26 protein-coding genes are annotated in these 26,338 nt (G+C 71.8%); 18 read left to right on the top strand and 8 right to left on the bottom strand.

Annotated elements, in window-relative coordinates:
- Positions 1–133 precede the first annotated feature (133 nt).
- The 9 genes from AB0912_RS27215 (at position 134) to AB0912_RS27255 (ending at position 8,196) form a co-directional block, all read left to right on the top strand.
- The gene (locus tag AB0912_RS27215) at positions 134–778 is read left to right on the top strand and encodes an HAD family hydrolase (RefSeq protein ID WP_366704253.1); all 645 of its coding nucleotides are present in this window, start codon (positions 134–136) and stop codon (positions 776–778) included.
- A gap of 146 nt (positions 779–924) precedes the next feature.
- On the top strand, positions 925–1,671 hold the full coding sequence (locus AB0912_RS27220) for a VC0807 family protein (RefSeq protein WP_366704255.1): 747 nt from the start codon (positions 925–927) through the stop codon (positions 1,669–1,671).
- 119 nt (positions 1,672–1,790) lie between these two features.
- Positions 1,791–3,014: an MFS transporter gene (locus AB0912_RS27225; RefSeq protein WP_366704257.1), complete on the top strand. Its 1,224-nt coding sequence runs from the start codon at positions 1,791–1,793 to the stop codon at positions 3,012–3,014.
- Positions 2,965–4,137: an acetoin utilization protein AcuC gene (locus AB0912_RS27230; protein ID WP_366704259.1), complete on the top strand. Its 1,173-nt coding sequence runs from the start codon at positions 2,965–2,967 to the stop codon at positions 4,135–4,137. The genes AB0912_RS27225 and AB0912_RS27230 overlap by 50 nt, the downstream gene beginning before the upstream one ends.
- Before the next feature lie 223 nt (positions 4,138–4,360).
- Positions 4,361–5,176 (top strand): phosphatase, encoded by an 816-nt coding sequence (locus tag AB0912_RS27235; RefSeq protein ID WP_366704336.1) that lies wholly within the window; start codon positions 4,361–4,363, stop codon positions 5,174–5,176.
- 129 nt (positions 5,177–5,305) lie between these two features.
- The gene (locus tag AB0912_RS27240; RefSeq protein ID WP_093781815.1) at positions 5,306–5,515 is read left to right on the top strand and encodes a helix-turn-helix domain-containing protein; all 210 of its coding nucleotides are present in this window, start codon (positions 5,306–5,308) and stop codon (positions 5,513–5,515) included.
- Positions 5,516–5,656: 141 nt separating this feature from the next.
- Positions 5,657–5,755, top strand: a complete 99-nt coding sequence (locus AB0912_RS27245) for an AURKAIP1/COX24 domain-containing protein (RefSeq protein ID WP_003948845.1) — start codon at positions 5,657–5,659, stop codon at positions 5,753–5,755.
- A 315-nt stretch (positions 5,756–6,070) separates the two neighbouring features.
- Complete coding sequence (locus AB0912_RS27250) at positions 6,071–7,129, top strand: NAD-dependent epimerase/dehydratase family protein (RefSeq protein WP_366704262.1); 1,059 nt, start codon at positions 6,071–6,073, stop codon at positions 7,127–7,129.
- Between the two features lie 14 nt (positions 7,130–7,143).
- Positions 7,144–8,196 carry a lysophospholipid acyltransferase family protein gene (locus AB0912_RS27255; RefSeq protein ID WP_366704264.1) on the top strand — a complete coding sequence of 351 codons (1,053 nt, stop codon included), beginning with the start codon at positions 7,144–7,146 and terminating at the stop codon, positions 8,194–8,196.
- A gap of 131 nt (positions 8,197–8,327) precedes the next feature.
- Here the strand turns inward: AB0912_RS27255 and AB0912_RS27260 are convergent, their stop codons facing one another.
- The 3 genes from AB0912_RS27260 to AB0912_RS27270 all read right to left on the bottom strand — a co-directional run bounded on the left by AB0912_RS27260 (position 8,328) and on the right by AB0912_RS27270 (position 11,997).
- Entirely contained in the window at positions 8,328–9,572 is a 1,245-nt protein-coding gene (locus AB0912_RS27260; RefSeq protein WP_366704266.1) for a DUF5667 domain-containing protein, read from the bottom strand.
- Positions 9,573–9,826: 254 nt separating this feature from the next.
- Positions 9,827–10,597, bottom strand: coding sequence for an ECF subfamily RNA polymerase sigma factor, BldN family (locus tag AB0912_RS27265; RefSeq protein WP_081218669.1), 771 nt, complete (start codon positions 10,595–10,597; stop codon positions 9,827–9,829).
- A 467-nt stretch (positions 10,598–11,064) separates the two neighbouring features.
- A complete protein-coding gene (locus AB0912_RS27270; protein WP_366704268.1) occupies positions 11,065–11,997 on the bottom strand; it encodes an HAD-IB family hydrolase in 933 nt (310 codons plus the stop codon).
- 118 nt (positions 11,998–12,115) lie between these two features.
- Between AB0912_RS27270 and AB0912_RS27275 the strand changes: the two genes are divergently transcribed.
- The 6 genes from AB0912_RS27275 (at position 12,116) to hemB (ending at position 19,070) form a co-directional block, all read left to right on the top strand.
- Positions 12,116–12,415, top strand: a complete 300-nt coding sequence (locus AB0912_RS27275) for a glutaredoxin family protein (protein WP_366704270.1) — start codon at positions 12,116–12,118, stop codon at positions 12,413–12,415.
- 343 nt (positions 12,416–12,758) lie between these two features.
- A complete protein-coding gene (locus tag AB0912_RS27280; RefSeq protein WP_366704272.1) occupies positions 12,759–13,517 on the top strand; it encodes a redox-sensing transcriptional repressor Rex in 759 nt (252 codons plus the stop codon).
- Positions 13,514–15,220, top strand: a complete 1,707-nt coding sequence (locus AB0912_RS27285; protein ID WP_366704274.1) for a glutamyl-tRNA reductase — start codon at positions 13,514–13,516, stop codon at positions 15,218–15,220. The genes AB0912_RS27280 and AB0912_RS27285 overlap by 4 nt, the downstream gene beginning before the upstream one ends.
- The gene (hemC, locus tag AB0912_RS27290; RefSeq protein ID WP_366704276.1) at positions 15,217–16,176 is read left to right on the top strand and encodes a hydroxymethylbilane synthase; all 960 of its coding nucleotides are present in this window, start codon (positions 15,217–15,219) and stop codon (positions 16,174–16,176) included. The genes AB0912_RS27285 and hemC overlap by 4 nt, the downstream gene beginning before the upstream one ends.
- The gene (locus AB0912_RS27295; protein WP_366704278.1) at positions 16,173–17,876 is read left to right on the top strand and encodes a bifunctional uroporphyrinogen-III C-methyltransferase/uroporphyrinogen-III synthase; all 1,704 of its coding nucleotides are present in this window, start codon (positions 16,173–16,175) and stop codon (positions 17,874–17,876) included. The genes hemC and AB0912_RS27295 overlap by 4 nt, the downstream gene beginning before the upstream one ends.
- Before the next feature lie 198 nt (positions 17,877–18,074).
- Complete coding sequence (gene hemB / locus AB0912_RS27300; RefSeq protein ID WP_366704280.1) at positions 18,075–19,070, top strand: porphobilinogen synthase; 996 nt, start codon at positions 18,075–18,077, stop codon at positions 19,068–19,070.
- Between the two features lie 42 nt (positions 19,071–19,112).
- Here hemB and AB0912_RS27305 read toward each other — a convergent pair whose 3' ends face one another.
- Positions 19,113–19,820, bottom strand: coding sequence for a DUF4232 domain-containing protein (locus tag AB0912_RS27305; RefSeq protein ID WP_366704282.1), 708 nt, complete (start codon positions 19,818–19,820; stop codon positions 19,113–19,115).
- 210 nt (positions 19,821–20,030) lie between these two features.
- Here AB0912_RS27305 and AB0912_RS27310 point away from each other — a divergent pair, with 210 nt between their 5' ends.
- From AB0912_RS27310 to AB0912_RS27320, 3 genes are all read left to right on the top strand, one after another.
- Positions 20,031–21,479, top strand: a complete 1,449-nt coding sequence (locus AB0912_RS27310) for a helix-turn-helix transcriptional regulator (RefSeq protein ID WP_366704284.1) — start codon at positions 20,031–20,033, stop codon at positions 21,477–21,479.
- Between the two features lie 73 nt (positions 21,480–21,552).
- The gene (locus tag AB0912_RS27315; RefSeq protein ID WP_366704286.1) at positions 21,553–22,455 is read left to right on the top strand and encodes an SAM-dependent methyltransferase; all 903 of its coding nucleotides are present in this window, start codon (positions 21,553–21,555) and stop codon (positions 22,453–22,455) included.
- Positions 22,456–22,823: 368 nt separating this feature from the next.
- On the top strand, positions 22,824–24,032 hold the full coding sequence (locus AB0912_RS27320) for a PLP-dependent aminotransferase family protein (RefSeq protein ID WP_366704288.1): 1,209 nt from the start codon (positions 22,824–22,826) through the stop codon (positions 24,030–24,032).
- An 80-nt stretch (positions 24,033–24,112) separates the two neighbouring features.
- On the opposite strand, the gene AB0912_RS27325 is transcribed toward AB0912_RS27320, so the two are convergent.
- From AB0912_RS27325 to AB0912_RS27340, 4 genes are read right to left on the bottom strand one after another with little or no spacing between them, the layout of a single operon-like run.
- Complete coding sequence (locus AB0912_RS27325) at positions 24,113–24,889, bottom strand: DUF4253 domain-containing protein (protein WP_366704290.1); 777 nt, start codon at positions 24,887–24,889, stop codon at positions 24,113–24,115.
- A 46-nt stretch (positions 24,890–24,935) separates the two neighbouring features.
- Positions 24,936–25,175: a DUF397 domain-containing protein gene (locus AB0912_RS27330; RefSeq protein WP_366704292.1), complete on the bottom strand. Its 240-nt coding sequence runs from the start codon at positions 25,173–25,175 to the stop codon at positions 24,936–24,938.
- Between the two features lie 7 nt (positions 25,176–25,182).
- Positions 25,183–25,422, bottom strand: coding sequence for a DUF397 domain-containing protein (locus tag AB0912_RS27335; RefSeq protein ID WP_366704294.1), 240 nt, complete (start codon positions 25,420–25,422; stop codon positions 25,183–25,185).
- Positions 25,419–26,246 carry a helix-turn-helix transcriptional regulator gene (locus AB0912_RS27340; RefSeq protein ID WP_366704296.1) on the bottom strand — a complete coding sequence of 276 codons (828 nt, stop codon included), beginning with the start codon at positions 26,244–26,246 and terminating at the stop codon, positions 25,419–25,421. Before AB0912_RS27340 ends, AB0912_RS27335 begins: the two co-directional genes overlap by 4 nt.
- Positions 26,247–26,338: the final 92 nt, after the last annotated feature.

Genomic DNA, 26,338 nt, shown 5'->3' on the forward strand with positions numbered 1-26,338 from the left:
CGGAAGCTAAGCCTTACAGCGCCGATGGTACTGCAGGGGGGACCCTGTGGGAGAGTAGGACGCCGCCGAACAATTTTTGAGAAAACCCCCGTGCCATTCGGCACGGGGGTTTTCTGCGTTTAGGGTCTTTTCCATGCGCTACGACCTGGTCATTTTCGACAACGACGGCGTCCTCGTGGACAGTGAGCCGATCTCCAACACCCTGCTGGCCGCCTACCTCACCGAGCTGGGGCACCCCACCTCCTACGAGGACTCCCTGCGGGACTACATGGGCGCCGCCATGCACCGGGTCCACGACACCGTCCTGGAGCGGACCGGGCAGCGGCTGCCGGACGACTTCGACGACGTGTTCCACGCCCGGGTGTTCGCGGCCTTCGAGCGCGAGCTGAAGCCCGTTCCCGGCGCCCTCCAGCTCGTGGAGAAGCTGGCCGCCGACGGGGTGCCGTACTGCGTGGCCTCCTCCGGAAGCCATGAGCGGATCCGGGTCGGGCACCGGACGACGGGACTCGACCGGTGGTTCGGCGAAGGGCGGATCTTCAGCTCGCAGGACGTGGGCCGGGGCAAGCCGGCGCCGGACCTCTTCCTGTACGCCGCCGACCGCATGGGCGTACCCCCGGAGAAGTGCGTGGTGGTCGAGGACAGCGCGCTCGGTGTGCGGGCGGCCAACGCGGCCGGGATGGACGTGTACGGGTTCACCGCCATGACACCGGCCGACCGGCTGGCCGGTGCCACTCAACTCTTCGACGACCTGCGGGACTTGCCTGACCTGCTGGTATGACGGCCCGTATGACGGGGGCCCGTGGAGCGCGCTGACATTTGTCATGCGGAGCACCGGACGATCGTTTCTGTCGGCGACGGGGGGCCGGCCGCCAAGCTGAGTACATCGGAACGGGACGTACACAGTGACGACGGAGGGACCCGATCATGCTCATCACCGCCACCGACCCCAGCACCGCGACGACGGACCGCCTCGCCCCCGCGGTCTCCGCACCGGCCCGGGGCGTGAGCGGCGCGGAGGCCACCGGTACCCGGCCGAGCTTCCTGCCGCTGATCGTGGACGTGGCCGTGCCCGTCGGGTCGTACTACCTGCTCAAGAACGGGTTCGGGATGGGCACCGTCGCCGCGCTGGGCTGGAGCAGTGTGGTGCCGGCCGTGCGCACCGTGTGGGGCGTGGTCAGGGAGCGCACGCTCAACGCGCTCGCCGGGCTGATCCTCTTCGTCAACCTGGTCGGTCTCACGCTCAGCCTGGTCGCCGGTGACCCGCGGCTCATGCTGGCGAAGGACAGCGGGGTCAGCAGCGCGGTCGGCATCGGCATCCTGCTGTCGGTGAAGATGGGGCGGCCGATGATGACGCAGGGCATGAAGCCCTTCGTGGTGAAGGGCGACGCGGTGCGGGCCGCCGCCTGGGACCGGCTCGCGGCCGGCTCGGAGCGGTTCCGGACGGCCGAGCGGACGTTCTCCCTGGTGTGGGGTGTGGCGCTGCTCGGCGAGTGCGTGGCCAGGGTGGTCGGCGCGTACACCCTGCCGATCGACACGATGGTCTGGCTCGGCACGGTCGTCATGGTCGCCTCGATGGCCCTCGCGTTCCTGGTCAGCGGGCGTCTCGCGGTCGTCCCGATGGAGGAGATGCTGGAGCGCGAGCTGGCCGCCGGGACCGGCACGGGCCGCTGACGGCCTCCCTTCCGAACAGCCGGCCGGGGCACCGGCCCGGCCACCGGCCGAAGAGTTGAACAGAATTCATCTTCGGCTTGATCTACCCACCGGTAAGCCGGGGCCCTACGCTCGCCGCCATGACAGATGTGCTGCGGCGCGGTAGGGCCTCTTTGGCGTTCGGTTTCTTCGCTCAGGGCGTCGCCTTCGCGCTGCTCGTGACGCGTATCCCGGCCATCCAGGACCGTTACGGGATCTCCGACGGGCTGCTGCCGGTGTTCCTGGCCGCCGTCCCGATCCTCGCCGGGGTCGGCAGCGTCACCACCGAGCAGCTCGTGAAGCGGATACCCCCCAGCCGCGTCCTGCGGTGGTCGCAGCCGGTCGTGCTGCTGGCGCTGCTCGGCGTCAGCGCCGGTGACCGGCTCGCCGAGGTGGCGGTCGCCCTCGGCGTCTTCGGGCTCTCGGTCGGCGCGCTGGACGCCTCGATGAACATGCTCGGGGTGAGCCTCCAGCGGTCGTACGGGCGCAGCATCATGCTCGGTTTCCACGCCACGTACAGCCTGGGCGGGATTCTCGGGGCCTCGCTGGCGTGGGCCGGGGCGCACTGGCACCAGTCGCTGTTCGTGTCGTATCTGCCGGTCGTGCTGGTGCTGCTGCCGCTCACCCTGCTGGGGAGCCGCTGGTACGTCGACTCGGGCGCGGCCGGCGGGAAGGACGCGGCGGGGGAGGGCGGGGCCGGGTCGGGACAGCTGGTCTTCCGGCTGCTGCTGCCGCTGTGCCTGGTGATGACGTTCGCGTACATCGGTGACTCGACGGTCTCCAACTGGAGCGCGAAGTACCTCCAGGACGTGCTGGGCAGTTCGGAGCAGCTCTCGACCGTTCCGTACAACGTCTACATGGTGATGACGCTGGTCGGGCGGGCCGTCGGGGACTTCGGGGTGCGGCGGTTCGGGGCGGTGGCCGTGGTGCGGCTGGGCGCGGTGCTCGCGGCGGCCGGGTTCGGGGTGGTGGCGGTGGCGCCGGGACCCTGGGTGGGCATGCTCGGGTTCACGCTGCTGGGGCTCGGGCTGTGTGTGATCGTGCCGCAGACCTTCGCGGCGGCCGGGCGGCTGTTCCCGGGGGCCTCGGACGCGGCGATCGCCCGGCTGAACATCTTCAACTACGTGGGGTTCCTGGTCGGGTCGCCGTTGGTGGGGGCGCTGGGTGACGCCTGGAACTACCGGGGCGCGATGCTCGTCCCCATGGTCCTGGTGCTCGCGACCCTCGGGTACGCCCGGTCGTTCGCTCCCGAACCGGACCGATACGGTGACGTGCATGAGCGGCCGCGCAGAGCTGATGTGGGACGAGAGAGTAACGGGGTATGACTTCGGGCCGGACCATCCGATGGACCCGGTCCGGCTCGCGCTGACCCGCAGTCTCGTCGGCGCCTTCGGACTGGACCGGGAGGCCGCCGTGGTGGCGGCGAAGCCGGCCGGGGAGTCGACGCTGCGGCTGGTGCACCGCCAGGACTACGTGGACGCGGTGCGGGCCGCGTCCGCCGATCCGGCGGCGGCCGATCCCGCGTACGGGCTGGGGACGACGGACGATCCGGCGTTCGCCGGGATGCACGAGGCGTCGGCGCTGATCGCCGGGCAGTCGGTGGGGGCGGCCGAGGCGGTGTGGCGCGGTGAGGCGCTGCACGCGGTGAACTTCACCGGCGGGCTGCATCACGCGATGCCCGGTGCCGCGTCCGGTTTCTGTGTCTACAACGACGCCGCGCTGGCCATCGCCCGGCTGCTGGAGCTGGGCGCCGAGCGGGTCGCCTACGTGGACGTCGACGTGCACCACGGTGACGGCGTGCAGGCGGCGTTCTGGGAGGACCCGCGGGTCCTGACGGTGTCGCTGCACGAGCATCCGCGGACGCTGTTCCCGCAGACCGGGTGGCCGGAGGAGACCGGCGCGGACACCGCCGAGGGTTCGGCGGTGAACGTGGCGCTGCCTGCGGGCACCGGGGACGCGGGGTGGCTGCGGGCCTTCCACGCGGTGGTGCCCGAACTGCTCGCGGACTTCCGTCCGCAGGTCCTGGTGACCCAGCACGGCGCGGACACCCACTTCGAGGACCCGCTCGCGCACCTCGCCGTGTCGCTGGACGCGCAGCGGGCGGTGCAGGTCGCCTGTCACGAGCTGGCGCACCGGCACGCGGAGGGGCGCTGGGTGGCGCTGGGCGGCGGGGGTTACGCGGTGGCGGACGTCGTACCGCGGTCGTGGACCCATCTCGTGGCGATCGCGGCGGGGCGGCCGGTGGAGCCGGAGACGGTGATCCCGGAGAGCTGGCGGCAGGAAGTCTTCGCGCGGACACGGCAGTTGGCGCCGATGCGGATGACCGACGGCCGGTGGCCGGTGTCCTGGAAGGACTGGGACGCCGGTTACGACCCGGCCGACCGCCTCGACCAGTCCATCCTGGCGACCCGTCGGGCGGCCTTCCCCCTGCGCGGACTTCTCCCGTAGCCCCGCCCCCGATCCAGCGCCAGGCCTACCACCGGCTCCGCCCCTGCCGGCAGCCGGTCCCGGCGCGGTGACGCGCGCGGGGATGCCCAGCTCCCGCGCGGGCATGCCCAGCTCCCGCGTGGCGAGCCGGACTTGGCGGCGCCCCGGGGTGGCATTAGCCCAACTGTGGGGCTTTTTACGGGTTTCGGGCGTTTGATCTTCGGGGATGCGTCAGCATCGCTGCGTGTTGAGCAGCGGAGCTTTGCGTGCGCATCTGCTGGCCGCCCGGCTGGCCGGGCCCGTGGCCACCACCCGTGAGGAGAGCCTGCGCAGTTACCGGCTCTTCGCCGCCCGCGACCCCCGGGTGCTGCTCGGGCTCGACCCCGAGTGGACCTGGCGGCAGCGGGACCTCATCGAACTGATGGCGGACAAGTGCGGGGTTTCAGCCGACCCTTCGAACGTTTCGGGGCATGATGTGATCGACCCGGAACGGACCCTGGCGGCTCTCGACGCTTTCGCGGAGCGGCTCGCCCGGGCGGCCCGTCATCGTCACCCTGTGCTCCTGGGCACGGGTCACCCGCACCGGCTGATCGCCTTCTACGCCGCGATCGCGGACGCCTTGTCGGCGGCAGGATGTACTGTCCTCACCCCGGCGCAGGGTGGCTCTGTCGACATAACGACCCGGTTCGGTCTACGCACCCACACCCTCGACTACGTACAAGGCGTCGCGCTGGTACGCGAACCCGGGGCCCCGGCCGCCGGGCGCGCGACCGGCGCGCACAGCCATTCCCCGCTCCCGGTTCGGACGGTTCTGGCGGCCGCGGCGGCTTGCGGCGGGCCCCTCCCGGAGCTGGTCATCGGAGACCACGGATGGGTCTGCGGAGCAGGTCAGCTGGGGTTCGAGGCCATCGGGCTCGCCGATACGGACGATCCCGCGCTCTTCGTGGGAGAGGCGGAGGGACGGGTGGCCGTCGCCGTTCCGCTTGATGACGCTGTGCGGTCTGATTACTACCGACCGCTTACTCGCTATGTACTCAATCGAGCGTGTCTGTCACAGTAGGCGGCCGATGCCATCCCCTCTTCCCCACTCGCATCACCCGCCCCTACATTGGGGAGTGAGCACGCAACGACGAAGAGTCACCGGAAGGGGAAGCCGGTGACCGTCGAGTGCGGAAGGTTCAGGTGTGTCATGGCTGCAGGCGAGAGGCCTCTGAACGAGGTTCAGTTCCTTACCGTGGCGGAAGTCGCCTCGGTGATGCGAGTGTCGAAGATGACCGTGTACCGCTTGGTGCACAGCGGTCATCTGCCGGCGATCCGGGTGGGGAGGTCCTTCCGGGTGCCGGAGCAAGCGGTTCACGAGTATCTCCGCGAGAGTTACGTGGGGGTGGAGACCGCCTGACGGCGTTCCGGGGGACCCTCCGTGATCTCCCGGAACACCTCGATTACGACCTCAGCGTTCGGACGGGTAGGCTGGCCCCTCATAGGTCGTGTGGGCCCATGCAGCCCAGCACCGAGTAAAGAGAAGTGAGCGAGGGTAGTCGTGGGCTCTGTTATCAAGAAGCGGCGCAAGCGGATGGCGAAGAAGAAGCACCGCAAGCTGCTCAAGCGCACTCGCGTCCAGCGTCGCAACAAGAAGTAGGCGACGCCGCGGAAACGCGCGCGTACTGTGGCCCTCCACCAGCGGGTGGGGGGCCACAGGCATGTCCGGCCCCGGCCGGGTCACCCGGACGAGGGGTACCGGGTCCCCGCGTGTCCCGCCGGAGCCTGTGGGCCGAATGGCTTGGTCTGGTCGCACGCCCGCGGCTGCCGTCACGTCATGCGTCGGGCAGTCATCACAGCGCAACATCGACCCGCTAAGTTGGCGGCACACGGGGAACTCGGAGCGGACGGCACACGCGGAACGCGGCAGGTACGGGCGAAGCCGCGTACCAGAGCGGGAAGGAAGGCGCTGATCTTGGGGAAGGTCGTGCTCGTCACCGGAGTGGCCCGCCAACTGGGGGGCCGGTTCGTACGACGGATCCAGCGTGACCCCCGGGTGGACCGGGTGATCGCCGTCGACGCCGTGCCGCCCGAGCACCACATCGGCGGCGCCGACTTCGTGCAGGCCGACATCAGACAGCCCACGATCGCGCGGCTCCTCGCCGAGCACTCGGTCGACACGGTCGTGCACATGGACGTGACGGGCACCGCGCTGGGCTCCGGCAGCCGGACCACGGTCAAGGAGACCAACGTCATCGGCACCATGCAGCTCCTCGGCGCCTGCCAGAAGTCCCCGACGGTCAAGCGGCTCGTCGTGAAGTCCAGTACGAACGTCTACGGTTCGGCACCCCGCGACCCCGCCGTCTTCACCGAGACCACCTCGCCCAAGTCCCTGCCCAGCGGCGGCTTCGCGAAGGACACCGTCGAGGTCGAGGGCTATGTGCGCGGCTTCGCCCGCCGCCGGCCCGACGTCGCGGTGTGCGTGCTGCGCTTCGCCAACATCCTCGGCCCGAGCGCGGACTCGCCGCTCGCCTCGTACTTCTCGCTGCCGGTCCTGCCGACCGTGTTCGGCTACGACCCGCGGCTCCAGTTCGTGCACGAGAACGACGTCATCGAGGTCCTGCTGCTCGCCTCCGACGAGCCGCGCCGGGGCACCCTCAACAGCGGCACGTTCAACATCGCGGGCGACGGCGTCCTGCTGCTCTCGCAGTGCGCCCGGCGCCTCGGCCGCCCGACGGTCCCGCTGCTGCTGCCCGCGCTGAGCTGGGCCGGTACCGCCGTGCGTACCCTGGGGGTGACGGACTTCTCGCCCGAGCAGCTCCGGCTGCTGACGCACGGCAGGGTGGTCGCGACGCACCAGATGCGCGAAACCCTGGGCTACGACCCGAAGTACACGACGGCGGAGACCTTCGCGGACTTCGCCCACAGCCGGGGGCCCGGACTGCTGCCCCCGGAGGCCCTCGCGGGGGCCGTGGACCGGATCGCCGCGCTGCCCGTCCTGGGCGGCGGCCACCCGAAGCAGAGCGCCAACTGAGGAGCGCATCAACGATGGCGGACGCCAAGGTCATTCCGTTCGACGACGACCGGTCGCGCGGGGGCGCCGCGCAACGCCCGCCGCGGCGCCGGACCACCGGGACCCGGCGCACGGGCGAGCCGCCGGCGGTCCGGGAGGTCCAGCCCCTGCCCGGACCGGCCGCCGCGCAGGATGATGTTCCCGTGACGCACGACGAACAGCCGCCCCGGGAGCCCCACCAGGACGGTGCCGGCCTGGAGCAGCGCATCGCGGGCGGTCTCGCCTTCCTGCGCCGCCGGCTGACGGGCGACTACGAGATCGACGACTTCGGCTACGACCAGGAGCTGACCGACCAGGTCCTGATGTCCCTGATCCGGCCGCTGTACGAGAAGTACTTCCGCGTCGACGTGAAGGGCATCGAGAACATCCCGTCCGAGGGTGGCGCGCTGATCGTCGCCAACCACTCGGGCACGCTGCCGCTGGACGGGCTGATGATGCAGGTCGCCGTCCACGACAACCACCCCGCGGGCCGGCATCTGCGGCTGCTCGCCGCCGACCTGGTCTTCATGCTGCCGGTCGTCAACGAGCTGGCCCGCAAGGCCGGTCACACCCTGGCGTGCGCGGAGGACGCCGAACTGCTGCTGGAGCGAGGCGAGCTGGTCGGTGTGATGCCGGAGGGGTTCAAGGGCATCGGCAAGCCGTTCGGCGAGCGCTACAAGCTCCAGCGGTTCGGCCGGGGCGGCTTCGTCTCGACGGCGCTGCGCCAGGGCACCCCGATCATCCCGTGCTCGATCGTCGGCGCGGAGGAGATCTACCCGATGATCGGCAACGCGAAGACCCTCGCGCGGCTGCTCGGCTTCCCGTACTTCCCGATCACGCCGACGTTCCCGTGGCTCGGCCCGCTCGGCATGGTCCCGCTGCCGACGAAGTGGACGATCCAGTTCGGTGAGCCGATCCCCACGGACGGCTATCCGCCGGAGGCGGCCGAGGACCCGATGCTGATGTTCAACCTGACCGACCAGGTCAGGGAGCAGATCCAGCACACCCTGTACAAGCTGCTGGTGCAGCGCAGGTCCGTGTTCTTCTGATCATGCAGTTACGGTTCTGCAGATGATGTGCCGATATGCCCTCGCCCCTGCGGCGGTACGGCGAGCGATACGGCGATGGGGGCGCCCTTCCTGAGAAGGGCGCCCCCATCGCCGTAAGCGAGGCGGCCGGGTCAGTCGCTGTCCTCGGTGTCGATGCCGAGGCCGGGCAGCAGTCCGGGGAGGAGCGGGGGAAGCGTGACGTCGGGCTTGCTCGGCGTGCTGCCGCCGCTGCTGGACGGCGAGGAGCTGGTGTCGTCCTTCGGCGGGTCGAGCAGGCCGCCGGTGTTGCCGCCGAGCAGGCCGTTGTCGCTGTCGCTGCCGGAGGTGGACGGCTTGGGCTTGCCGCTGCTTCCGGTGCTGCCGCCGCGGTGGCCGTCCTGGGCGGAACCACTGGTGGCGCTGGGCCGCGGGGTGTCCGCTTCGGGGGAGCCGGTGGACTCCTCGCTCCGGCCGCGGTGCCGCCCGGTGCCCTCGGGGGCGGGGGTGGTGGGCAGCAGCGAGCGGAGCGGGCCGACCTCGTCGTCTATGGCGTCGAAGACCGAGGAGACCTGCTCGCTGACGTCACCGAGCTGCACGGGCAGCCGGTCGCGCAGCGCTCCCCAGGCCTCGCGGTGCGACTGGGTGAAGGCGGACAGGGCCTGGATGGCGCCGAGCGAGCCGTCCCGTTCGTATGCCTCGTGCAGCAGGCGGTGGCCTTCGGAGGCGTCGTGCTGCATGCCGTTCAGCGTGCGGCGGACCTCGCCCAGGGACTCGTGGTCGAGCTGCTCGGAGCGCCCGCGCTCCATCAGCCTGCGGGCCTCGCTCAGGCGGGTGGAGGCCTGGTCGAGATACAGCTCGCCCCGGTCGCTGTCGCCGTGGGCCAGGCCGAGCTTGATGTCCTCCATGCCTCGCTTGAGCCCGTAGAGCGAGTCACCGGGCAGGGCGTCGGAACTCGCGGCGGCCACGCCGCCGAGGGCTCCGGCGGCCACGCCGAGGCTGAGCCCGCCCGCGGCGAGCCCCTTGGTCAGCCGCGACCTGGGCCGCAGCTTGCCCAGTCCGGTCGCCCGGTGCGCGCCCTTGGCCCGATGGGACCGCTGCTCGGGCACGGCACGGTCCAAACCCTCGCCTCCGGCGGCGGTGCCTTCCAGCAGCATGGCCTCCATCGCGGCGACGAGCTGGGCTCGCTGCACGACCTTGACCTCGGGGTCCAGCTCCGGTTTGGGCAGCTCGCCGAGACCTGTGGCAAGAGCTGTGAGCAGCTCCTGCTCGGTCCGTTCCGCAGCAGCCCGGGACGGTGCAGACCCGTCGGGCTGCTCGGCCGCCGTGCCCTGGTCGGACTCCTCCAGGGCCTGGGCGAAGGCGTTCGCCCGCCGGTGTGCCGATACGTTCGCGATCACTGGCGGCACCTCCTCTCGTCATGACGGTCGACTCCCCAGGGGGTCCTGAGGGTTGCACCCCCTGGCCGGGTCCACACGATCGGGCGATCGGCGATGGCCAAGGCGTGACCACAGGGAGCCTGTATCCCGCACAACGAGCGTCGCGGCACTTGGGTTACGGACGACGGATGATCGGACCGCGAAGTCAACGGACTTTTACGGACAGTGAGTTGATCATCGCTGACCGTTATGGATCACTGTGGGTCGAAGCGGGTTCAGCGGACGTCGTCCGGCAGGAGCCGGGCCAGCGTACGGACGGCCCGGTACTGGAGGGTCTTGATCGCGCCCTCGTTCTTGCCCATCACCCGGGCGGTCTCGGCGACCGAGAGCCCCTGGAGGAAGCGGAGCGTTACGCACTCCTGCTGCTGCGGGTTGAGCCGGCGCACGGCGTCCAGCAGGGCCGCGTTCGACAGGGACTCCAGGACGGAGTCCTCGGGGGAGCGCTCGACCTCGTTGGCGTCGAGCATCTCGCCGGTGGTGACCTCCAGCCGGAAGCGGCTGGACTTGAAGTGGTCGGCGACCAGGTTGCGGGCGATGGTCACCAGCCAGGCGCCGAAGTCGCGGCCCTGCCAGGTGAAGGTGCCGATCCGGCGCAGTGCGCGCAGGAAGGTCTCACTGGTGAGGTCCTCGGCGGTGGCCTTGCCTCCCACCCGGTAGTAGATGTAGCGGTACACGGTGTCGCTGTACTGGTCGTAGAGCCGCCCGAAGGCGTCGGCCTCGCCGGCCTGGGCTCGCTCCACGAGATCCATCATCCGGGCGCTGTCACTGTCCGCGGCCGGACGGCGTGCGGTGGTGGCCGAGCCTGAGCGGCCGCGTCTGCCGACCGCGGCGTTGCCGTCGGCCAGGGCATAGCAAGGTCCGACAGGCGCGGCGACGGCGAAGGCGGGGACGGCGTACGCGGTGGGGACGAAGCCGCGCAGACGGTCGAGGACCGTTGCGCGCAGCGTAGCCAGGCCAGAGGCGTCAACCCCGACGTGTGAGTACACGGGACTCCCAGAGGCAGAGCTTCCATCACGTGCAGTGCGGGACCTTTCACCCCTTGTAGCGAAGGAGAGGTACCGGATTGCGTCTGAGGAGAATAACGCTTCGTACAGGCAGCACTACACCCAGTTGCTCAAATCATCGATTACGACGGTTCTGAGGCTTATTGGTGCCCGTTCAAGTGCCGTCTGGTGATCGGTTGTTGATCGGGTGGGTTCGTTTTCCGCCTGAGTGCGGGGCGTGTTGTGCCCGCCTGCGGTGGGGGGACTGGGGGGTCCACGGGGTGGGTAGAGCTAGCGGGTTGACCCCCGGGGGCCGTGGCCCCCCGCCCCTCCCCGCCGCGCAGGTCCGGGCGGTTTTTCGCCCCCTCCGCCCCTGCCCGTCCCGTACCTGGGGGCTCCGCCCCCAGACCCCCGCTCCTCAAACGCCGGAAGGGCTGAATGGTCGCGAGGGGTGGGGCTTTTTCCTGGGGTCAGCGGCGGCGGCGGTGGAGGGCGATCGCCGCCGCTGTGCCGCCGGCCACCGCGCCGACTCCGGCCGCGGCCGGGATGCCGACCTTCGCGGCCTTGCGGGCCGTGCGGTAGTCCCGCAGGCGCCAGTCGCAGTCCCGCGCGTGCCGGCGCAGCTTCGCGTCGGGGTTGATCGCGTACGGGTGTCCGACGAGGGACAGCATCGGGATGTCGTTGTGCGAGTCGCTGTAGGCCGCGCAGCGGGAGAGGTCCAGGCCCTCGGCGGTGGCGAGCGCCCGTACCGCCTCGGCCTTCGCGGGCCCGTGCAGCGGTTCGCCCACCAGCTTGCCGGTGTAGATGCCGCCGACCGACTCTGCGACCGTGCCGAGCGCGCCGGTCAGCCCGAGCCGGCGGGCGATCACCGTGGCGATCTCCACCGGCGCGGCGGTCACCAGCCACACCTTCTGGCCGGCGTCCAGGTGCGCCTGGGCGAGCGCGCGGGTGCCGGGCCAGATCCGCTCGGCCATGTACTCGTCGTAGATCTCCTCGCCGATCGACATCAGCTCGGCGACCCGGTGGCCCTTGACGATCGACAGCGCGGAGTCGCGCGCCTCCTGCATGTGCTCGGGGTCCTCGACACCGGCCAGCCGGAACCACGCCTGCTGCCAGGCGAACCGGGCGAGGTCGCGGGTCTCGAAGAACTTCCGCTTGTACAGGCCCCGGCCGAAGTGGAAGAGGGCGGCGCCCTGCATCACGGTGTTGTCGAGGTCGAAGAACGCGGCGGCCCTGTCGTCGCCGAGGACCGGGAACTCCGGTTCCTCCGCGGCGACCGGCGGCGCGAGTTCTTCCAGTTCCTGCGAGGACTTGCGGGCTGCCTCCGCAGAGGCCTCGCCTGCCAACACGCTCCGCGCGGTGGCGGAGCGCCTACGGGGAGTGAGCCATCCGAGAGCGGCCATGTCGTGAGCATAGCCAGTCCGTTCCGTGGTTCCGGAGCCGAGAGGATGCGGCGCTGTGAACTCTCCGCGACCGAGCTGTTAAAGAAGGGGTGCGGCCGGCGGGCGTGGCGGCGGGAGAATGGCGCGTATGAGTTCCATGTTCCGGCGCGGTGAGCGCCGTACGGAGAGGAAGGCGCCCGCGGAGCGTCTGGTCACGCTGATCGGGAAGCCCGGTTGCCATCTGTGTGATGACGCACAGGGAGTTGTCGAGAAGGTGTGCGCCGATCTCGGGGTGCCGTGGGAGAAGAAGGACATCACCGAGGACGAGGAGCTGCACCGCGCGTACTGGGAGCAGGTGCCGGTGGTGCTGGTGGACGGCGCCCAGCACACGTTCTGGCGGGTGGACGAGCAGCGCCTGCGCAAGGCCCTCGCGGGGTGAGCGTGGTGCGGAGGGTGCCGCCGCGGGTGTGCCGTGCCCCGAGTTGTGACCTGACCGAGTAGTCCAAGTGGCCGGGAAAGTCGCCTAGGATCGACGGCGGATTGGTCTCGGGGGCGGGATTCGTTGAGGAGAGTGTGCGGTTTTGCCCCCGACAGGAGCGGAACGTAGCTGTCCACGCGCCGGTTCCACAGGCGCGCGCCGGACATGCGTGACCCCGGTCACGTTGGCCGGGCAAATCGGACACCATCTTTGTGCACGCGTTCACAAAGACATAGCCTGCATTCGACGGGGCGGTCCAGGGACGTGTGACCGCCTGCAGCCCCGCTCTACCCGCAGGAGCACCGTGGCAACTGGCCGAACTCACCGACCGGCGACCCGCAGCCGAGGGATTCCCGAGGCCACCGTCGCCCGGCTTCCGCTGTACCTCCGAGCCCTCACCGCACTGTCGGAACGCTCGGTACCCACGGTCTCCTCGGAGGAGCTTGCGGCCGCGGCGGGGGTCAACTCCGCGAAGCTGCGCAAGGATTTCTCCTACCTCGGCTCCTACGGGACGCGCGGCGTGGGCTACGACGTCGAGTATCTCGTCTACCAGATCTCCCGCGAACTCGGCCTCACCCAGGACTGGCCGGTTGTGATCGTCGGGATCGGCAACCTCGGTGCGGCACTGGCCAATTACGGAGGGTTCGCCTCCCGTGGATTCCGGGTCGCGGCACTGATAGACGCCGACCCGGCGATGGCCGGGAAGCCCGTCGCCGGCATCCCCGTCCAGCACACGGACGAGCTGGAGAAGATCATCGACGAGAACGGTGTCTCGATCGGTGTCATCGCCACCCCGGCCGGAGCCGCCCAGCAGGTCTGCGACCGCCTGGTGGCCGCCGGAGTCACCTCCATCCTGAACTTCGCGCCGACCGTGCTGTCCGTCCCGGACGGCGTCGACGTCCGCAAGGTCGATCTCTCCATCGAACTGCAGATCCTCGCGTTCCACGAGCAGCGCAAGGCCGGCGAGGAGGCCGAGGCGCAGGCCGGTGCCGTCGAGCGGGCCGCGCAGGAGAACAACGGCAAGGGTCCCGACGGTGACGTTCCCGCGGTGATGCCGGCATGAGTCTCCTCGTCGTCGGGCTGAGCCACCGCAGCGCCCCGGTCAGCGTCCTGGAGCGGGCCGCGCTGTCCGCGGACGCTCAGGTCAAGCTGCTCCAGGACACCCTCGCCGCAGAGCCGGCCACCGAGGGCGCGGTCCTCGCCACCTGCAACCGCATCGAGCTGTACGCCGACGTGGACAAGTTCCACGCGGGCGTCGCCGAGCTGTCCACCCTGCTCGCCCAGCACAGCGGCGTCGGGCTGGAAGAGCTGACCCCCCACCTGTACGTGCACTACGAGGACCGGGCCGTCCACCACCTCTTCTCGGTGGCCTGCGGACTGGACTCGATGGTCGTCGGCGAGGGGCAGATTCTCGGCCAGATCAAGGACGCCCTCGCCACCGCGCAGGAACTGCACACCGCGGGCCGGCTCCTGAACGACCTGTTCCAGCAGGCCCTGCGGGTCGGCAAGCGCGCCCACTCCGAGACCGGCATCGACCGGGCCGGCCAGTCCCTGGTCACCTTCGGCCTGGAGCAGCTCTCCGCCGGACGGGCCGTCGAGGCCTGGGCCAAGGGCAAGAAGGCCCTCGTGATCGGCGCCGGCTCGATGTCCTCGCTGGCCGCGGCCACGCTCGCGCGCGCCGGAGTCGGCGAGATCGTGATCGCCAACCGCACCCACGACCGCGCCGAGCGCCTCGCCGAGATCCTCTCCGCCGGCGACGACACGGACGTGCTGGCCCGCGCGGTACCGATGGACGCGGTGCCGGCCGAGCTGACACGTGCCGACATCGCCGTCTCCTGCACCGGCGCGACCGGGCTCGTCCTGACGGCGGACTCCGTCGCCGCCGCAGTCGAGGGACGCACGGGCACCCCCGTCGCCGTACGCGACGAGACGCCCGCGGGACCCGACGGGCAGCTCGCCCCCACCAGCATCGGCACCGACGACGGCTGTCCCCTGGACCTGTCCGCCGTGCAGGGCGCCACCGGCTTCTCCGTCCTCGGCGAGGCCGCCGTCGCCGGCCTGGACGCGGCCACCCTGGAGCAGCACGCGGCCTGGGTCGACAAGGGCACCGGCACCGAGGAGCGCCGCGACCAGAGCGGTACGCCCGACGCCGACGCCGACCTCATCACCGCGCTGGCCGCCACCGCCGCGACCGTCGGCCGGATTCCCGAGCGCCGCGGGCCCGAGCCGCTCGCCCGGGTGCCGCGCCCCGCGCCGGCGCTCGCGCTGCTCGACCTCGCGATGCCCCGCGACATCGACGCCGCCGTGCACCGGCTGCTCGGTGTGCGGCTCGTCGACATCGAGTCGCTGGCCGAGGCCTCCGCGGACGCGCCGATGGCCGCCGACGTCGACCAGGTCCGCCGGATCGTCTCCGACGAGGTCGCCGCGTTCGGCGCCGCCCAGCGGGCCGCGCACATCACCCCCACCGTCGTGGCGCTGCGCGCCATGGCAGCCGACGTCGTCGCGAACGAGATCGCGCGGCTGGACGGACGGCTGCCCGACCTCGACGACAAGCAGCGCGGCGAGATCGGTCAGACCGTGCGCCGGGTCGTCGACAAGCTGCTGCACGCTCCGACCGTACGGGTCAAGCAACTGGCCGCCGAGCCCGGCGGCGCCGGGTACGCGGACGCGCTGCGGACCCTGTTCGACCTGGACCCGGAGACGGTCGCCGCCGTCTCGCGGGCCGAGAACAACACCGAGAACGCCAAGAACCGAGGGCGAGCATGAGTGAGCAGGCTTTGAGGCTCGGGACCAGGCGCAGCAAACTCGCCATGGCCCAGTCCGGGCAGGTGGCGGACGCCGTGAGCCGGGTGACGGGACGGCCCGTCGAGCTCGTTGAGATCACGACGTACGGAGACGTGTCCCGCGAGCACCTGGCGCAGATCGGCGGCACGGGCGTCTTCGTGACCGCCCTGCGGGAGGCACTGGCGCGCGGGGAGGTCGACTTCGCCGTGCACTCCCTCAAGGATCTGCCGACCGCGCAGCCCGACGGCCTCGCGCTGGCCGCCGTGCCGGTCCGCGAGGACGTACGGGACGTGCTCGTCGCCCGCGACGGGCTGACCTTCGCCGAGCTGCCGGACGGCGCCCGCGTCGGCACCGGCTCGCCGCGTCGCATGGCCCAGTTGAACGCGTACGCGCGCGGCCACGGCCTGACGATCGAGACGGTCGCCATCCGCGGGAACATCGACACCCGCGTCGGATACGTCCGCAGCGGCGAGCTCGACGCCGTCGTGCTCGCCGCCGCCGGCCTCAGCCGGATCGGCCGCAGCGACGAGGTCACCGACTTCCTGTCGGTCGACACCGTGCTGCCGGCCCCCGGCCAGGGGGCCCTGGCGATCGAGTGTGCCGCGGACAACGCGGACCTGGTCGCCGCGCTCGGCGAACTCGACGACCCCTTCACCCGGGTCGCCGTGACCGCCGAGCGGTCTCTGCTTGCCGCCCTGGAAGCCGGCTGCAGCGCTCCCGTGGGCGCTTTCGCCGACCTCCTGGCCGACGGGCAGACTGTCAAGGAGATGCGCCTGCGCGGCGTCGTCGGCACGACCGACGGCTCGACGCTGGTGCATCTGTCCACCACCGGTCCCGTGCCCGAGACACATGACCAAGCAATGGCGCTCGGCCGTGAACTCGCCGCCGAGATGCTTGCCAAGGGCGCGGCCGGTCTGATGGGGGAGCGAGCACTTTGAGCCCCACCGCCTTTCCCGCCGGTCCGGACCACGGGCACGTCACCTTCCTGGGTGCCGGACCCGGAGATCCAGGGCTGCTGACACTGCGCGCCGTCGAGGCGCTGGCGAACGCGGACGTCCTCGTCGCCGAGCACGACGTGCTCGACGTGGTCCGCGTGCACGCCAGACCAGGCGTCGCCGTGCTGAACACGGATCCGGACACGTCGCCGGACCCGTACCAGAGCACGGGCACGCCTCAGCTCAAGGTGGTTGACGGCACGTCAACTACCGTTGGTGACCCCGCGTCGAGGGATGCCGCCAATCTTGTCATGACGGCCGCACGGGGCGGCAAGCGGGTCGTGCGCGCGGTGTCCGGGGACCCGGGACTTGATACGTACGCGGCCGAGGAAATGCTCGCCTGCGCCGCCGCCGGTGTTCCGTTCGAGGTCGTGCCCGGCGTCGCCGCCGCCGTCGGGGTGCCCGCCTACGCGGGTGTCCCGCTGCGGGACGCGCAGGGCGCCGACGTCCGGTTCGTCGACGCGCGGACCGCCTCCGACCGCTGCTGGACCGAGGTCGGCGCCTCCGACGGCACCGTCGTGGTCTCCGCGACGCTCGACTCGGTGGCCGCCGCGGCGGCCGAGCTGGTCTCCTCCGGCCGCAAGCCCGACACCCCGATGGCGGTGACCATCGCCGGTACGACGACCCGGCAGCGCACCTGGTCCGCCACCCTCGGCACGATCGCGCAGACGCTGAAGCAGGCGAAGGTGCTGCCGTCCCCGGACGGCGGCCGGCCGGTGATAGCCGTGGTCGGTGAGCGTTCCTCCGCCGCCCAGCGCGACCAGTTGTCCTGGTTCGAGTCCAAGCCGCTGTTCGGCTGGAAGGTCCTCGTACCGCGGACGAAGGAGCAGGCGGCGTCGCTCTCCGACCAACTGCGCTCGTACGGGGCCGTGCCGCACGAGGTGCCGACGATCGCCGTCGAGCCGCCGCGCACCCCCCAGCAGATGGAGCGCGCGGTCAAGGGCCTGGTCACCGGCCGCTACGAGTGGATCGCCTTCACCTCGGTGAACGCGGTCAAGGCCGTGCGCGAGAAGTTCGAGGAGTACGGGCTCGACGCGCGGGCCTTCGCGGGCATCAAGGTCGCCGCGGTCGGCGAGCAGACCGCGCAGGCGCTGGTCGCCTTCGGCGTGAAGCCGGATCTGGTGCCGAGCGGCGAGCAGTCGGCCGCCGGTCTCCTGGAGGACTGGCCGCCCTACGACCCCGTCTTCGACCCGATCGACCGGGTGTTCCTGCCGCGGGCCGACATCGCCACCGAGACGCTGGTGGCCGGGCTGATCGAGCTGGGCTGGGAGGTCGACGACGTCACGGCGTACCGCACCGTGCGGGCGTCGCCGCCGCCGGCGGACACCCGGGAGGCGATCAAGGGCGGTGGGTTCGACGCGGTGCTGTTCACCTCGTCGTCCACCGTGCGCAACCTCGTCGGGATCGCGGGGAAGCCGCACAACGTGACCGTGATCGCCTGTATCGGGCCCGCCACCGCCAAGACGGCGGAGGAGCACGGGCTGCGGGTGGACGTGATGGCTCCGGAGCCGTCTGTGCTGAAGCTGGCGGAGGCGTTGGCGGACTTCGGGGTTCGACGGCGGGCCGCGGCGCTGGACGCCGGGGATCCCGTCACCCGGCCCAGTGAGCGGCGGCCCGGGTCCCGGCGGCGGCGGACCACCTGAGGCCAGCGGGGGGCGGAGGCAGGGCGGTTTTCGCCCCCTCCGCCCCTTCCCTTTCGCCCCCTCCGCCCCTTCCCTTCCCGTACCTGGGGCTCCGCCCCAGACCCCGCTCCTCAAACGCCGGAGGGGCTGAGTTTTGGGCTGATGCCTCCGACAGGGCGTCGGTATGGGGGGCCTGGGGGCGGGCGTAGCGTAGGTGGCATGTCGAAGTACGGATCGTTTCCCGGTGCGCGTCCTCGGCGGATGCGTACCTCGCCCGCCATGCGCCGGATGGTCGCCGAGACCCGGCTGCACCCCGCCGATCTCATCCTCCCCGCCTTCGTGCGCGAGGGTGTGAGCGAGCCGGTGCCGATCGCCGCGATGCCCGGGGTCGTGCAGCACACCCGGGACAGCCTGCGGAAGGCCGCCGTGGAGGCGGTGGAGGCCGGCATCTCCGGGATCATGCTGTTCGGCGTTCCCGAGGACGCCAAGAAGGACGCCGTCGGGACGCCCGGCACCGATCCGGACGGCATCCTCCAGGTCGCCCTGCGGGACGTGCGCGCCGAGGTCGGCGACGAGCTGCTGGTGATGTCCGACCTGTGCCTCGACGAGACGACCGACCACGGACACTGCGGTGTGCTGGACGAGCAGGGCCGGGTCGACAACGACGCGACCCTGGAGCGGTACGCGGAGATGGCCCAGGTGCAGGCCGACGCGGGCGCCCACATCGTCGGACCCAGCGGGATGATGGACGGCCAGGTCGGTGTCGTCCGGGACGCCCTCGACCAGATCGGCCGCGAGGACGTCGCCATCCTCGCCTACGCGGTCAAGTACTCCTCCGCCTTCTACGGCCCCTTCCGGGAGGCCGTCGGCTCCTCGCTGCGGGGCGACCGCAAGACGTACCAGCAGGACCCGGCGAACGCGCGGGAGTCCCTGCGGGAGCTGGCGCTCGACCTGGAGGAGGGCGCCGACATGGTGATGGTCAAGCCCGCCGGGCCCTACCTCGACATCCTCGCCCGGGTCGCCGACGCGGTGGACGTGCCGGTCGTCGCGTACCAGATCTCCGGCGAGTACTCGATGATCGAGGCCGCCGCGGAGAAGGGCTGGATCGACCGGGACAAGGCGATCCTGGAGAGCCTCACCGGCATCAAGCGGGCCGGCGCGCGGAACATCCTCACCTATTGGGCGACCGAGGTGGCCCAAAACCTCCCGCGCTAGTCCGCGGGGCCGCGGTCGCCTCGCGGTCAGGCAGCCTCGCGGTCAGTACGAGAGCGCGGTGTCCATGTCCTGCTGCCAGTACGTCACCGTCAGCTTCTCGTCGATGTACACGCCCTTCGCGGGGAGCGCGGGGCGGGCGCTCCTGCCCGTCGTGCCGAAGTACACCTCCAGCGTCTTGGCCGTGTAGCCGTGGACGCCGCTGCCGTCGGCCGCCGACAGCAGCACGCCCGCGTAGCCGGACTCGCCGGGGGCGAGGGTGACGACCGCCTGCGGGTGGGTCTCCTCCGCGACCGGCGGGACGGACTGCGCCTCGCTGAAGCGGACGAACGGGTAGCCCGTCAGGTCGCAGGTCCTGCCGCCCTTGTTGGTGACGGTGAGCAGCAGGTGGTTGAGCGGACGGGAGACGACCGTGGCCTTCATCCGGGTGTTGCCGGCGTCGCAGGCCACGTGCCGGGTCCGCGTGCTCGCGGGCCTGGCCGTCGTGCTCGCGGCGGACGTGTCGTCGCCGGGCGTGCTCGCGGCGGACGCGTTCTCGCCGGGCGTGCTCGCCGCGGACGGGTCTTCGTCGGGCGTGACGCCGGCGGTCGTCCGGGGCTGGTCGTGGCCGCCAGGCCGCGCCGAGGAGCGGGTCGCGGCGGACGAGCCCTCGTCGCGGACTCCTTCCCCGCTGCCGCAGGCCGTGAGGGCGAACGCGGCCAGCGCGAGCGTGGACGCGGCGAGCAGACGGGCGCGGGTGGTACGTGCGGACATGGGTGATCCCCCTGGGAAGTCGCTGCCGGAACGGCCGCCCGGCCGGTGGCCGGGAGCGGCGTGCTTGGATGGCAGGAGCTTGCGCGGTGATCCGTCCCGGCCGCCACACCCGGCGCGCGATACGGGACGCTGGAACGCCGGAACAGGCTCTGACCTGGGGGAACGGAAGCTCCCTGGAACGCGGTCCGGGACACGGGGAGGGGAGGAACGATGGCGGCGGACGAGTTCGCGGCACTGCTCCGGGAGTTGAAGGAGCGGTCCGGACTCAGCTACGGGGCGCTAGCCAAGCGGCTCCATGTCAGTACGTCCACCCTCCACCGGTACGTCAACGGCGACGCCGTACCGGCGGACTACGCGCCCGTCGAACGGCTCGCGCGGGCCTGCCGGGCCACTCCGGACGAACTGGTCGAGCTGCACCGGCGGTGGGTCCTGGCGGACGCGCTGCGGGGGAGGAAAGCGGCTGGGCAGGCGGGTTCCGGGGCGGGCGCGGGTGCCGGGGAGGCGGGGGAATCGGCTGACACGGCGGGCGATACGGCGGAGGGTGTGGACGGTCCGGCGATAGGGCCGGCGGAGGGTGCGGGCGGTACGGCGGGGGGTGCCGACGGCACGGCGGACCGGGGTGCGGAGGTTCCGGGCGCCGGCGGTGGGGGCGCCGCTGCCGTGCCGGTGGTTCCCGTGGGTCCCGTGGGCTCCGTGGTTTCCGGGCGGTCGCGGGGGCGGCGGGTCGCGCTGCTCGCCGCCGTCGGGGTCGTCGTCGTGGCCGCGGTGGTGTCCACCGCGCTCGCCGTGCACCCCGGGCCGGGTACGGGCGGCGGCTCCGGGGCGGGCGCCGTGGCCGCCGGTGATCCGTCCGCCGCGAGCCCGGCGGCCACCGGTGGCCCGCCTCGCGTGCGCCCCGGACCCCCGTCACCGTCCGCCTCCCGCCGCCCCGGCCCCGAGCCCTCCGGCACCGCGGCCGGCACGGCGGCCGGGACGGCGGCCGGCGGGGCAGCCGGCGGGGCGGTCGGCGGGGACGGCGCGGGCGACGGCGCCTCGTCCGGGAAGAACACGGACGGAGCCGGCGCACCGGCGGTCGTCGTGGACCCGTACAAGTGGGACGACCCGTGCAGCCAGCACTACCTGATCGACCGGCCCGCGCGGGAGGTGCCCCCGCCGCCGAGCGAGTCGTACGCGCGAGGCTGGGTCACCGCCCTCGGCGGCGTCGCGAGCGGGGAGCAGATGATCGCGCTGACCGTGCAGGGCACCGGGAAGGCCACCGTCGTCCTGGAGGGCCTGCATGTGCGGGTGGTGGACAGGGGCGCGCCGCTCGCCTGGAACGACTTCGCGATGGGGGTCGGCTGCGGGGGCGGGGTGGTGACGAGGTCGTTCACCGTGGACCTCGACGCCGGGCAGCCGGTGGCCGGACTCAGGGGCGGGCAGCGGGACTTCCCGTACAAGGTCAGCGAGTCCGACCCGGAGGTGTTCTACGTGTTCGCCGACGCGCGGGCGCACGACGTGAGCTGGTACCTGGAACTCGACTGGTCCAGCGGGACGAGGAGCGGCACCGTGCGGGTGGACGACCACGGCAGGCCGTTCAGGACCAGCGGTGGCGCGGGGCGGCCGGGGTACGGCTATCCGCTGGGCGGCAGCGAGTGGCGGAAGGCCGTTTCTCCTGGCTGAGTGGCGTCCTCAACTCCGTTCAGGGGCTAGGTTGTTGCCTGTTGTATGACGCGACTCTCCAGGGAGATGTTCCATGTCCGGTGATGCCCTCAGCCAGGACCCCGCGGAGCTGAGAAGGAGGATCGACACCACCAAGGCGCACCCGGCGCGGGTGTACGACGTCTTCCTCGGCGGCAAGGACAACTACCCGGTCGACCGTGACGCGGCCGCCGCCGCCCTCGCCGCGAACCCGCGCGGCTACCTCGACGTCCGGCACAACCGCGACTTCCTGCGCCGTGCCGTGACCGCGCTGACGACGGAGAGCGGGGTCCGGCAGTTCCTCGACATCGGCACCGGGCTGCCGACGCAGGAGAACGTCCACCAGATCGCGCAGCGGATCACCCCGGACGCGCGGGTCGTGTACGTCGACAACGACCCGGTGGTCCTCGCCCACGCGCGCGCCCTGCTCACCAGCGGGCCCGAGGGGCGTACGGATTACATCGACGCGGACCTCAAGCAGCCCGCGCAGATCCTCGAACAGGCCGCCAAGACCCTGGACTTCGAGGAGCCGGTCGTCCTGGTGCTGGTCGCGATCCTGCACTTCGTCGAGGACGAGGAGGCCTACCCGATCGTGCGGGACCTCCTCGCCGCGCTGCCGTCCGGGAGCCGGATCATCCTCAGCCACCTCACCGAGGACCTGAACCCCGAGGCCATCCGCGCGGTCCAACGCACCTACACCGAGCGCGGGTTCACCTTCGTGCTGCGGTCCCGCGCGGAGGTCGAGCGCTTCTTCACCGACAACGGGCTGGTGCTGGACGAGCCGGGTGTCGTCCCGGCCCACCACTGGCGGCCCGACGGCGGCGCCCCGGCCCCCGAGAAGGCCGACGCCGACCTGCTGGCCACGCTGGACGACATCGAGATGGTCCGCTACCGGGACATCAACGATGTGACGGACGCGGACATCAACGTGTACGTGGCGACGGGCGTCAAGCCGTAGCGGACGGCTGTGACCGACCGGCGCCGGGGGTCGGCGCGAGGCCGGAGGCGGCCTGGGGCCGGCGGTCGGCGCGAGGCCGGGGGCGGCCTGGGGCCGGCGGTCGGCGCGAGGTCGGGGGTCGGCCTGGGGCCGGGGATCGGGGCGAGGTCGGGGGTCGGCCTGGGGCCGGGGGTCGGCCTGGGGTTGAGGTCCCGCCCGGTCCTTTCCCCCGGCCCTGTCCGGATCGCGGAATTGACGGGTGTAGGCGGCACGCGTCCGCCTAGGGTGCGGGCACGGGTGGTCCCGGGGCGAAGGGGCCGCCTGCCCGCAGGCCGGGGGAGGGCCGCCTGCCCCCGTAAGGCCTCCGCCAGGACGAAGGAGCCGTCATCGTGACCGTCACCGAGCCCGCCGCCGCGACCGCCGCCCTGCCCCCGCTCGCAGCCCGGGCCACCGCGATCGGCGGCTCGCCGGTACGGGACATCCTCGCGGTCACCGCACGCCCCGAGGTGATCAACTTCGCGGGCGGGCTGCCCGCTCCGGAACTCTTCGACGCCGCCGGGATCGCCGCCGCCTACCGTGACGTGCTCGCCGAGCAGCCCGCGCGGGCCCTCCAGTACTCCACGACCGAGGGCGAACCGGTGCTGCGGGCGGCGCTCGCCGGGCGGACCGGCGCGCGCGGTCTGCCGACCGGGCCGGACGACGTGCTCGTCACCACCGGTTCGCAGCAGGCGCTGTCGCTGCTCGCCACCGCCCTGCTGGAGCCCGGGGACACCGTTCTGGTCGAAAGTCCCTGTTATCTGGCGGCACTTCAGGCGTTCGCCTTCGCCGGGGCCCGGGTGCTGGCGGTGCCGGGCGACGAGGACGGCATCGACCCCGAGGCGCTCGACGCCCTGGTCGCCCGGGAGCGGCCCAAGCTCCTCTACACCGTGCCCACCTTCCAGAACCCGACCGGCCGCACCCTGCCGGCCGGGCGGCGCGCCGCCATCGCCCGCGTCGCCGCCACCCGGGGCGTGTGGATCATCGAGGACGACCCCTACGGCGAGCTGCGCTTCGAGGGCGAGCGCGTCCCGTGGATCGCCTCCCACGACGGCGCCGGGGACCGGACCGTGCTCCTCGGCTCCTTCTCCAAGGTGATGGCACCCGGCATGCGCCTGGGCTGGCTGCGGGCGCCGGCGGCGCTGCTGCGGGCCTGCGCGGTCGCCAAGCAGGCCGCCGACCTGCACACGCCGACCGTCAACCAGCTCGCCGCCGCACGGTACTTGGCCGACCAGGACCTGGACGCCCATGTGGCCCGGGTCGCCGCCGTCTACCGCGAGCGGCGCGACGCCATGCTCGCCGGGATCGGCGACGCCCTCCCGGCCGGGTCGACGTGGACCCGGCCCGAGGGCGGCATGTTCCTCTGGGCCCGGCTGCCCGCGTCGTACGACACCACGGCCCTGCTTCGTGGAGTGGTGGAGCACGGGGTGGCGTACGTGCCCGGCGCGCCCTTCTACGCGGGGACGCCGGAGACGTCGACGCTGCGCCTGTGCTTCGTCACGCAGACGCCGGACGAGATCGCGGAGGGGCTGCGCAGGCTCGCCTCGGGTCTACGGGGCTGACTCCCCGCCGGGGAGGTGGCGGGCCAGGGGCGGTGCCGCCGGGGGGAGTTACGACCGGCGCGGGCCGTCGTGCCGGTCGGTCAGTCCCACCAGAAGGACCACGCCGGCTTGTTCAGCACCTCCTGCTCGGCATACGCCCGCAGCTTCGTGTGCGCGCCCTGGGTGATGTTGTCCGGGCAGAACGCGAAGTGCTCGGCGGCGACCGCCTCGGCCTCCTCCAGGGTCGTCGGCGGCGCCGCCACGGACACCACCAACTGGTCGAAGGCCAGCGCCACCACGCGTATCCCGAACCGGTCCTCCCACGACCGCAGGACCGCGCACAGCCGCGCCACGTCGTTCTCGTGGTTCAGCGGGCCCGACCAGCCGAGCGCCGCCGGGATGTCCGCGCTGCGGCGGGCCGGGACGAGGGCGAGTCGGGGTTCCTTCAGCCAGGAGCCGGTGTCCGCGAGGGCTTCGGCGATGTCCGCCGCGCGGGCGTCCGGGTCGGCCTGCGGGGGCGCGGCGTCCGCGAGCCCCGGCCACTCCGGGCCCTGCGGCTCCCAGAAGCCGGCCAGGACCTCTTCGGCGTCGTGATCCCCGGCGTACGACGTCTCGCCGGGCATCAACTCCCAGTCCTGCGGCCCCTTATGCGGGCCGCCGACGTCCAGCAGCACCGGCAGCAGGCCGAGCGCGCGGGCGGGGGCCGTGGCGGACCAGGCCCCCGGGGCGGGCCGCTCTTCGCCGTGCCACAGCAACGGCTCGTGCCACGGCCCGTCGTGGGTCGCGTCGATCAGTCTCCCGGCGGGGAGTTCAAGCCCGAGCGTGCGCCCGCTCGGATCTGCCGCCAGCCGCGGCAGCGGATTGGGAAGAGTCGCCATGCCCGCGACTGTAGGGGCCGCCACTGACAACGGGCGGCCCGCTCTCCTACTGGGCCGAGGCGAACGCCGTCCAGGCGTCCGGACTCACGTGCAGGACGGGTCCGGTTTCGGGGTTCTTGGAGTCGCGGATGTGGATGGTGTGGGGGCAGGCGGCGACTTCGACGCACTGGCCGCCTTCATCGCTGCTGTAGCTCGACTTCCGCCAGGTGTAGGCGACTTCGAGGCAGGCGCCTCCCTCGTCGCTGCTGTAGGTCGACTTGAACCACTGAAGCGCTTCGGTGCTCATGGCTCTCCTACTGGGCCGAGGCGAACGCCGTCCAGGCGTCGGGACTCACGTGCAGGACGGGCCCGGCCTCGGAGTTCTTGGAGTCGCGGATGTGGATGGTGTGGGGGCAGGCGGCGACCTCGACGCACTGGCCGCCCTCGCTGCCGCTGTAGCTGGACTTCCGCCAGGTGTAGGCGACTTCGAGGCAGGCGCCCCCCTCGCTCCCGCTGTAGGTCGACTTGAACCACTGAAGCGCTTCGGTGCTCATTGCTCTCCTAGCAGGCGGTCTAGCAGGCCCAGGGAGTCCTGATGCGTCAAGGCCTGCGTCCGCAGCATCGCATATTTGCGCGCCAGGATGGACACCTCATCCGGGTCGGAAACCCACTGGCTGCCACGTTGCGACTCGGTGTAGGCGAGGTGCTGGTGGTCGGGGGTCTCCAGCAGGGTGAAGGGGCCATCCAGCCCAGCATGGTGAGGGCTGTCCAGAGGCAGTAATTGCAGTGTCAGGCCGGGCAGTTCGGCGAAGTTGCGTAGCTGGCGGAGCTGTTCGCTCCGTACGCTCTCGCTGCCGATCGACAGGTGCAGTACCGGTTCCCAGATGATGAAGCTGAGGGTCGGCGGCTCCTTCCGGTGCAGGATCTCCTGGCGTTCCACGCGGGCCGCCGCGCGGGTGCCGATCTCGTCATCGTCGTAGGCGGGGACGCGGTTGCGCAGGACCGCCCGGGCATACGCCTCCGTCTGGAGCAGGCCCGGCAGGACCATGGCGTCGTACCAGGACAGGGTGATGGCCTCCCGCTCGTGCTCCATGTACAGCTCGGCCCACATCGGGAACTGGTCGATCTCCGGGAGGTTGTGCACGCCCGCCACCAACAGGCCCTTGGTGTCGAGGATCTGGTCCAGCAGCTCGGCCAGGTCGGGTTTCAGCGGGCGCCTGCCCTGCTCGATGGAGGCGATGGTCTCCTCGTCGATCATCAGCAGTTCGCTGAGCGCCCGTTGGGTGAGTCCGGCGGCGCGGCGGGCGGTGGCGAGCTGGATGCCCAGCATCTTCATGGCCGAATGGTTCTTCTTCCGCGGAACATTCCTGGAGTTCATGCTGGTTCCACTCCCCACGCCCGCCCGAACACGACCCCGCACGAACCCGTACAGAAAATCCGTACTGCCTCACGCAGTGATCCACGGTAGTG

The organism is Streptomyces sp. NPDC007084, from assembly GCF_040703595.1.
Lineage (GTDB): Bacteria > Actinomycetota > Actinomycetes > Streptomycetales > Streptomycetaceae > Streptomyces.

Coding starts and splice junctions, on each gene's coding strand:
- AB0912_RS27270 (WP_366704268.1), bottom strand. CDS start 11,997: ATGGCCGCTCTCGGATGGCTCACTCCCCGTAGGCGCTCCGCCACCGCG.
- AB0912_RS27315 (WP_366704286.1), top strand. CDS start 21,553: ATGTCCGGTGATGCCCTCAGCCAGGACCCCGCGGAGCTGAGAAGGAGG.
- AB0912_RS27225 (WP_366704257.1), top strand. CDS start 1,791: ATGACAGATGTGCTGCGGCGCGGTAGGGCCTCTTTGGCGTTCGGTTTC.
- AB0912_RS27220 (WP_366704255.1), top strand. CDS start 925: ATGCTCATCACCGCCACCGACCCCAGCACCGCGACGACGGACCGCCTC.
- hemC (WP_366704276.1), top strand. CDS start 15,217: ATGAGTGAGCAGGCTTTGAGGCTCGGGACCAGGCGCAGCAAACTCGCC.
- AB0912_RS27215 (WP_366704253.1), top strand. CDS start 134: ATGCGCTACGACCTGGTCATTTTCGACAACGACGGCGTCCTCGTGGAC.
- hemB (WP_366704280.1), top strand. CDS start 18,075: ATGTCGAAGTACGGATCGTTTCCCGGTGCGCGTCCTCGGCGGATGCGT.
- AB0912_RS27325 (WP_366704290.1), bottom strand. CDS start 24,889: ATGGCGACTCTTCCCAATCCGCTGCCGCGGCTGGCGGCAGATCCGAGC.
- AB0912_RS27340 (WP_366704296.1), bottom strand. CDS start 26,246: ATGAACTCCAGGAATGTTCCGCGGAAGAAGAACCATTCGGCCATGAAG.
- AB0912_RS27240 (WP_093781815.1), top strand. CDS start 5,306: ATGGCTGCAGGCGAGAGGCCTCTGAACGAGGTTCAGTTCCTTACCGTG.
- AB0912_RS27255 (WP_366704264.1), top strand. CDS start 7,144: ATGGCGGACGCCAAGGTCATTCCGTTCGACGACGACCGGTCGCGCGGG.
- AB0912_RS27330 (WP_366704292.1), bottom strand. CDS start 25,175: ATGAGCACCGAAGCGCTTCAGTGGTTCAAGTCGACCTACAGCAGCGAC.
- AB0912_RS27335 (WP_366704294.1), bottom strand. CDS start 25,422: ATGAGCACCGAAGCGCTTCAGTGGTTCAAGTCGACCTACAGCGGGAGC.
- AB0912_RS27230 (WP_366704259.1), top strand. CDS start 2,965: ATGAGCGGCCGCGCAGAGCTGATGTGGGACGAGAGAGTAACGGGGTAT.
- AB0912_RS27285 (WP_366704274.1), top strand. CDS start 13,514: ATGAGTCTCCTCGTCGTCGGGCTGAGCCACCGCAGCGCCCCGGTCAGC.
- AB0912_RS27275 (WP_366704270.1), top strand. CDS start 12,116: ATGGCGCGTATGAGTTCCATGTTCCGGCGCGGTGAGCGCCGTACGGAG.
- AB0912_RS27305 (WP_366704282.1), bottom strand. CDS start 19,820: ATGTCCGCACGTACCACCCGCGCCCGTCTGCTCGCCGCGTCCACGCTC.
- AB0912_RS27310 (WP_366704284.1), top strand. CDS start 20,031: ATGGCGGCGGACGAGTTCGCGGCACTGCTCCGGGAGTTGAAGGAGCGG.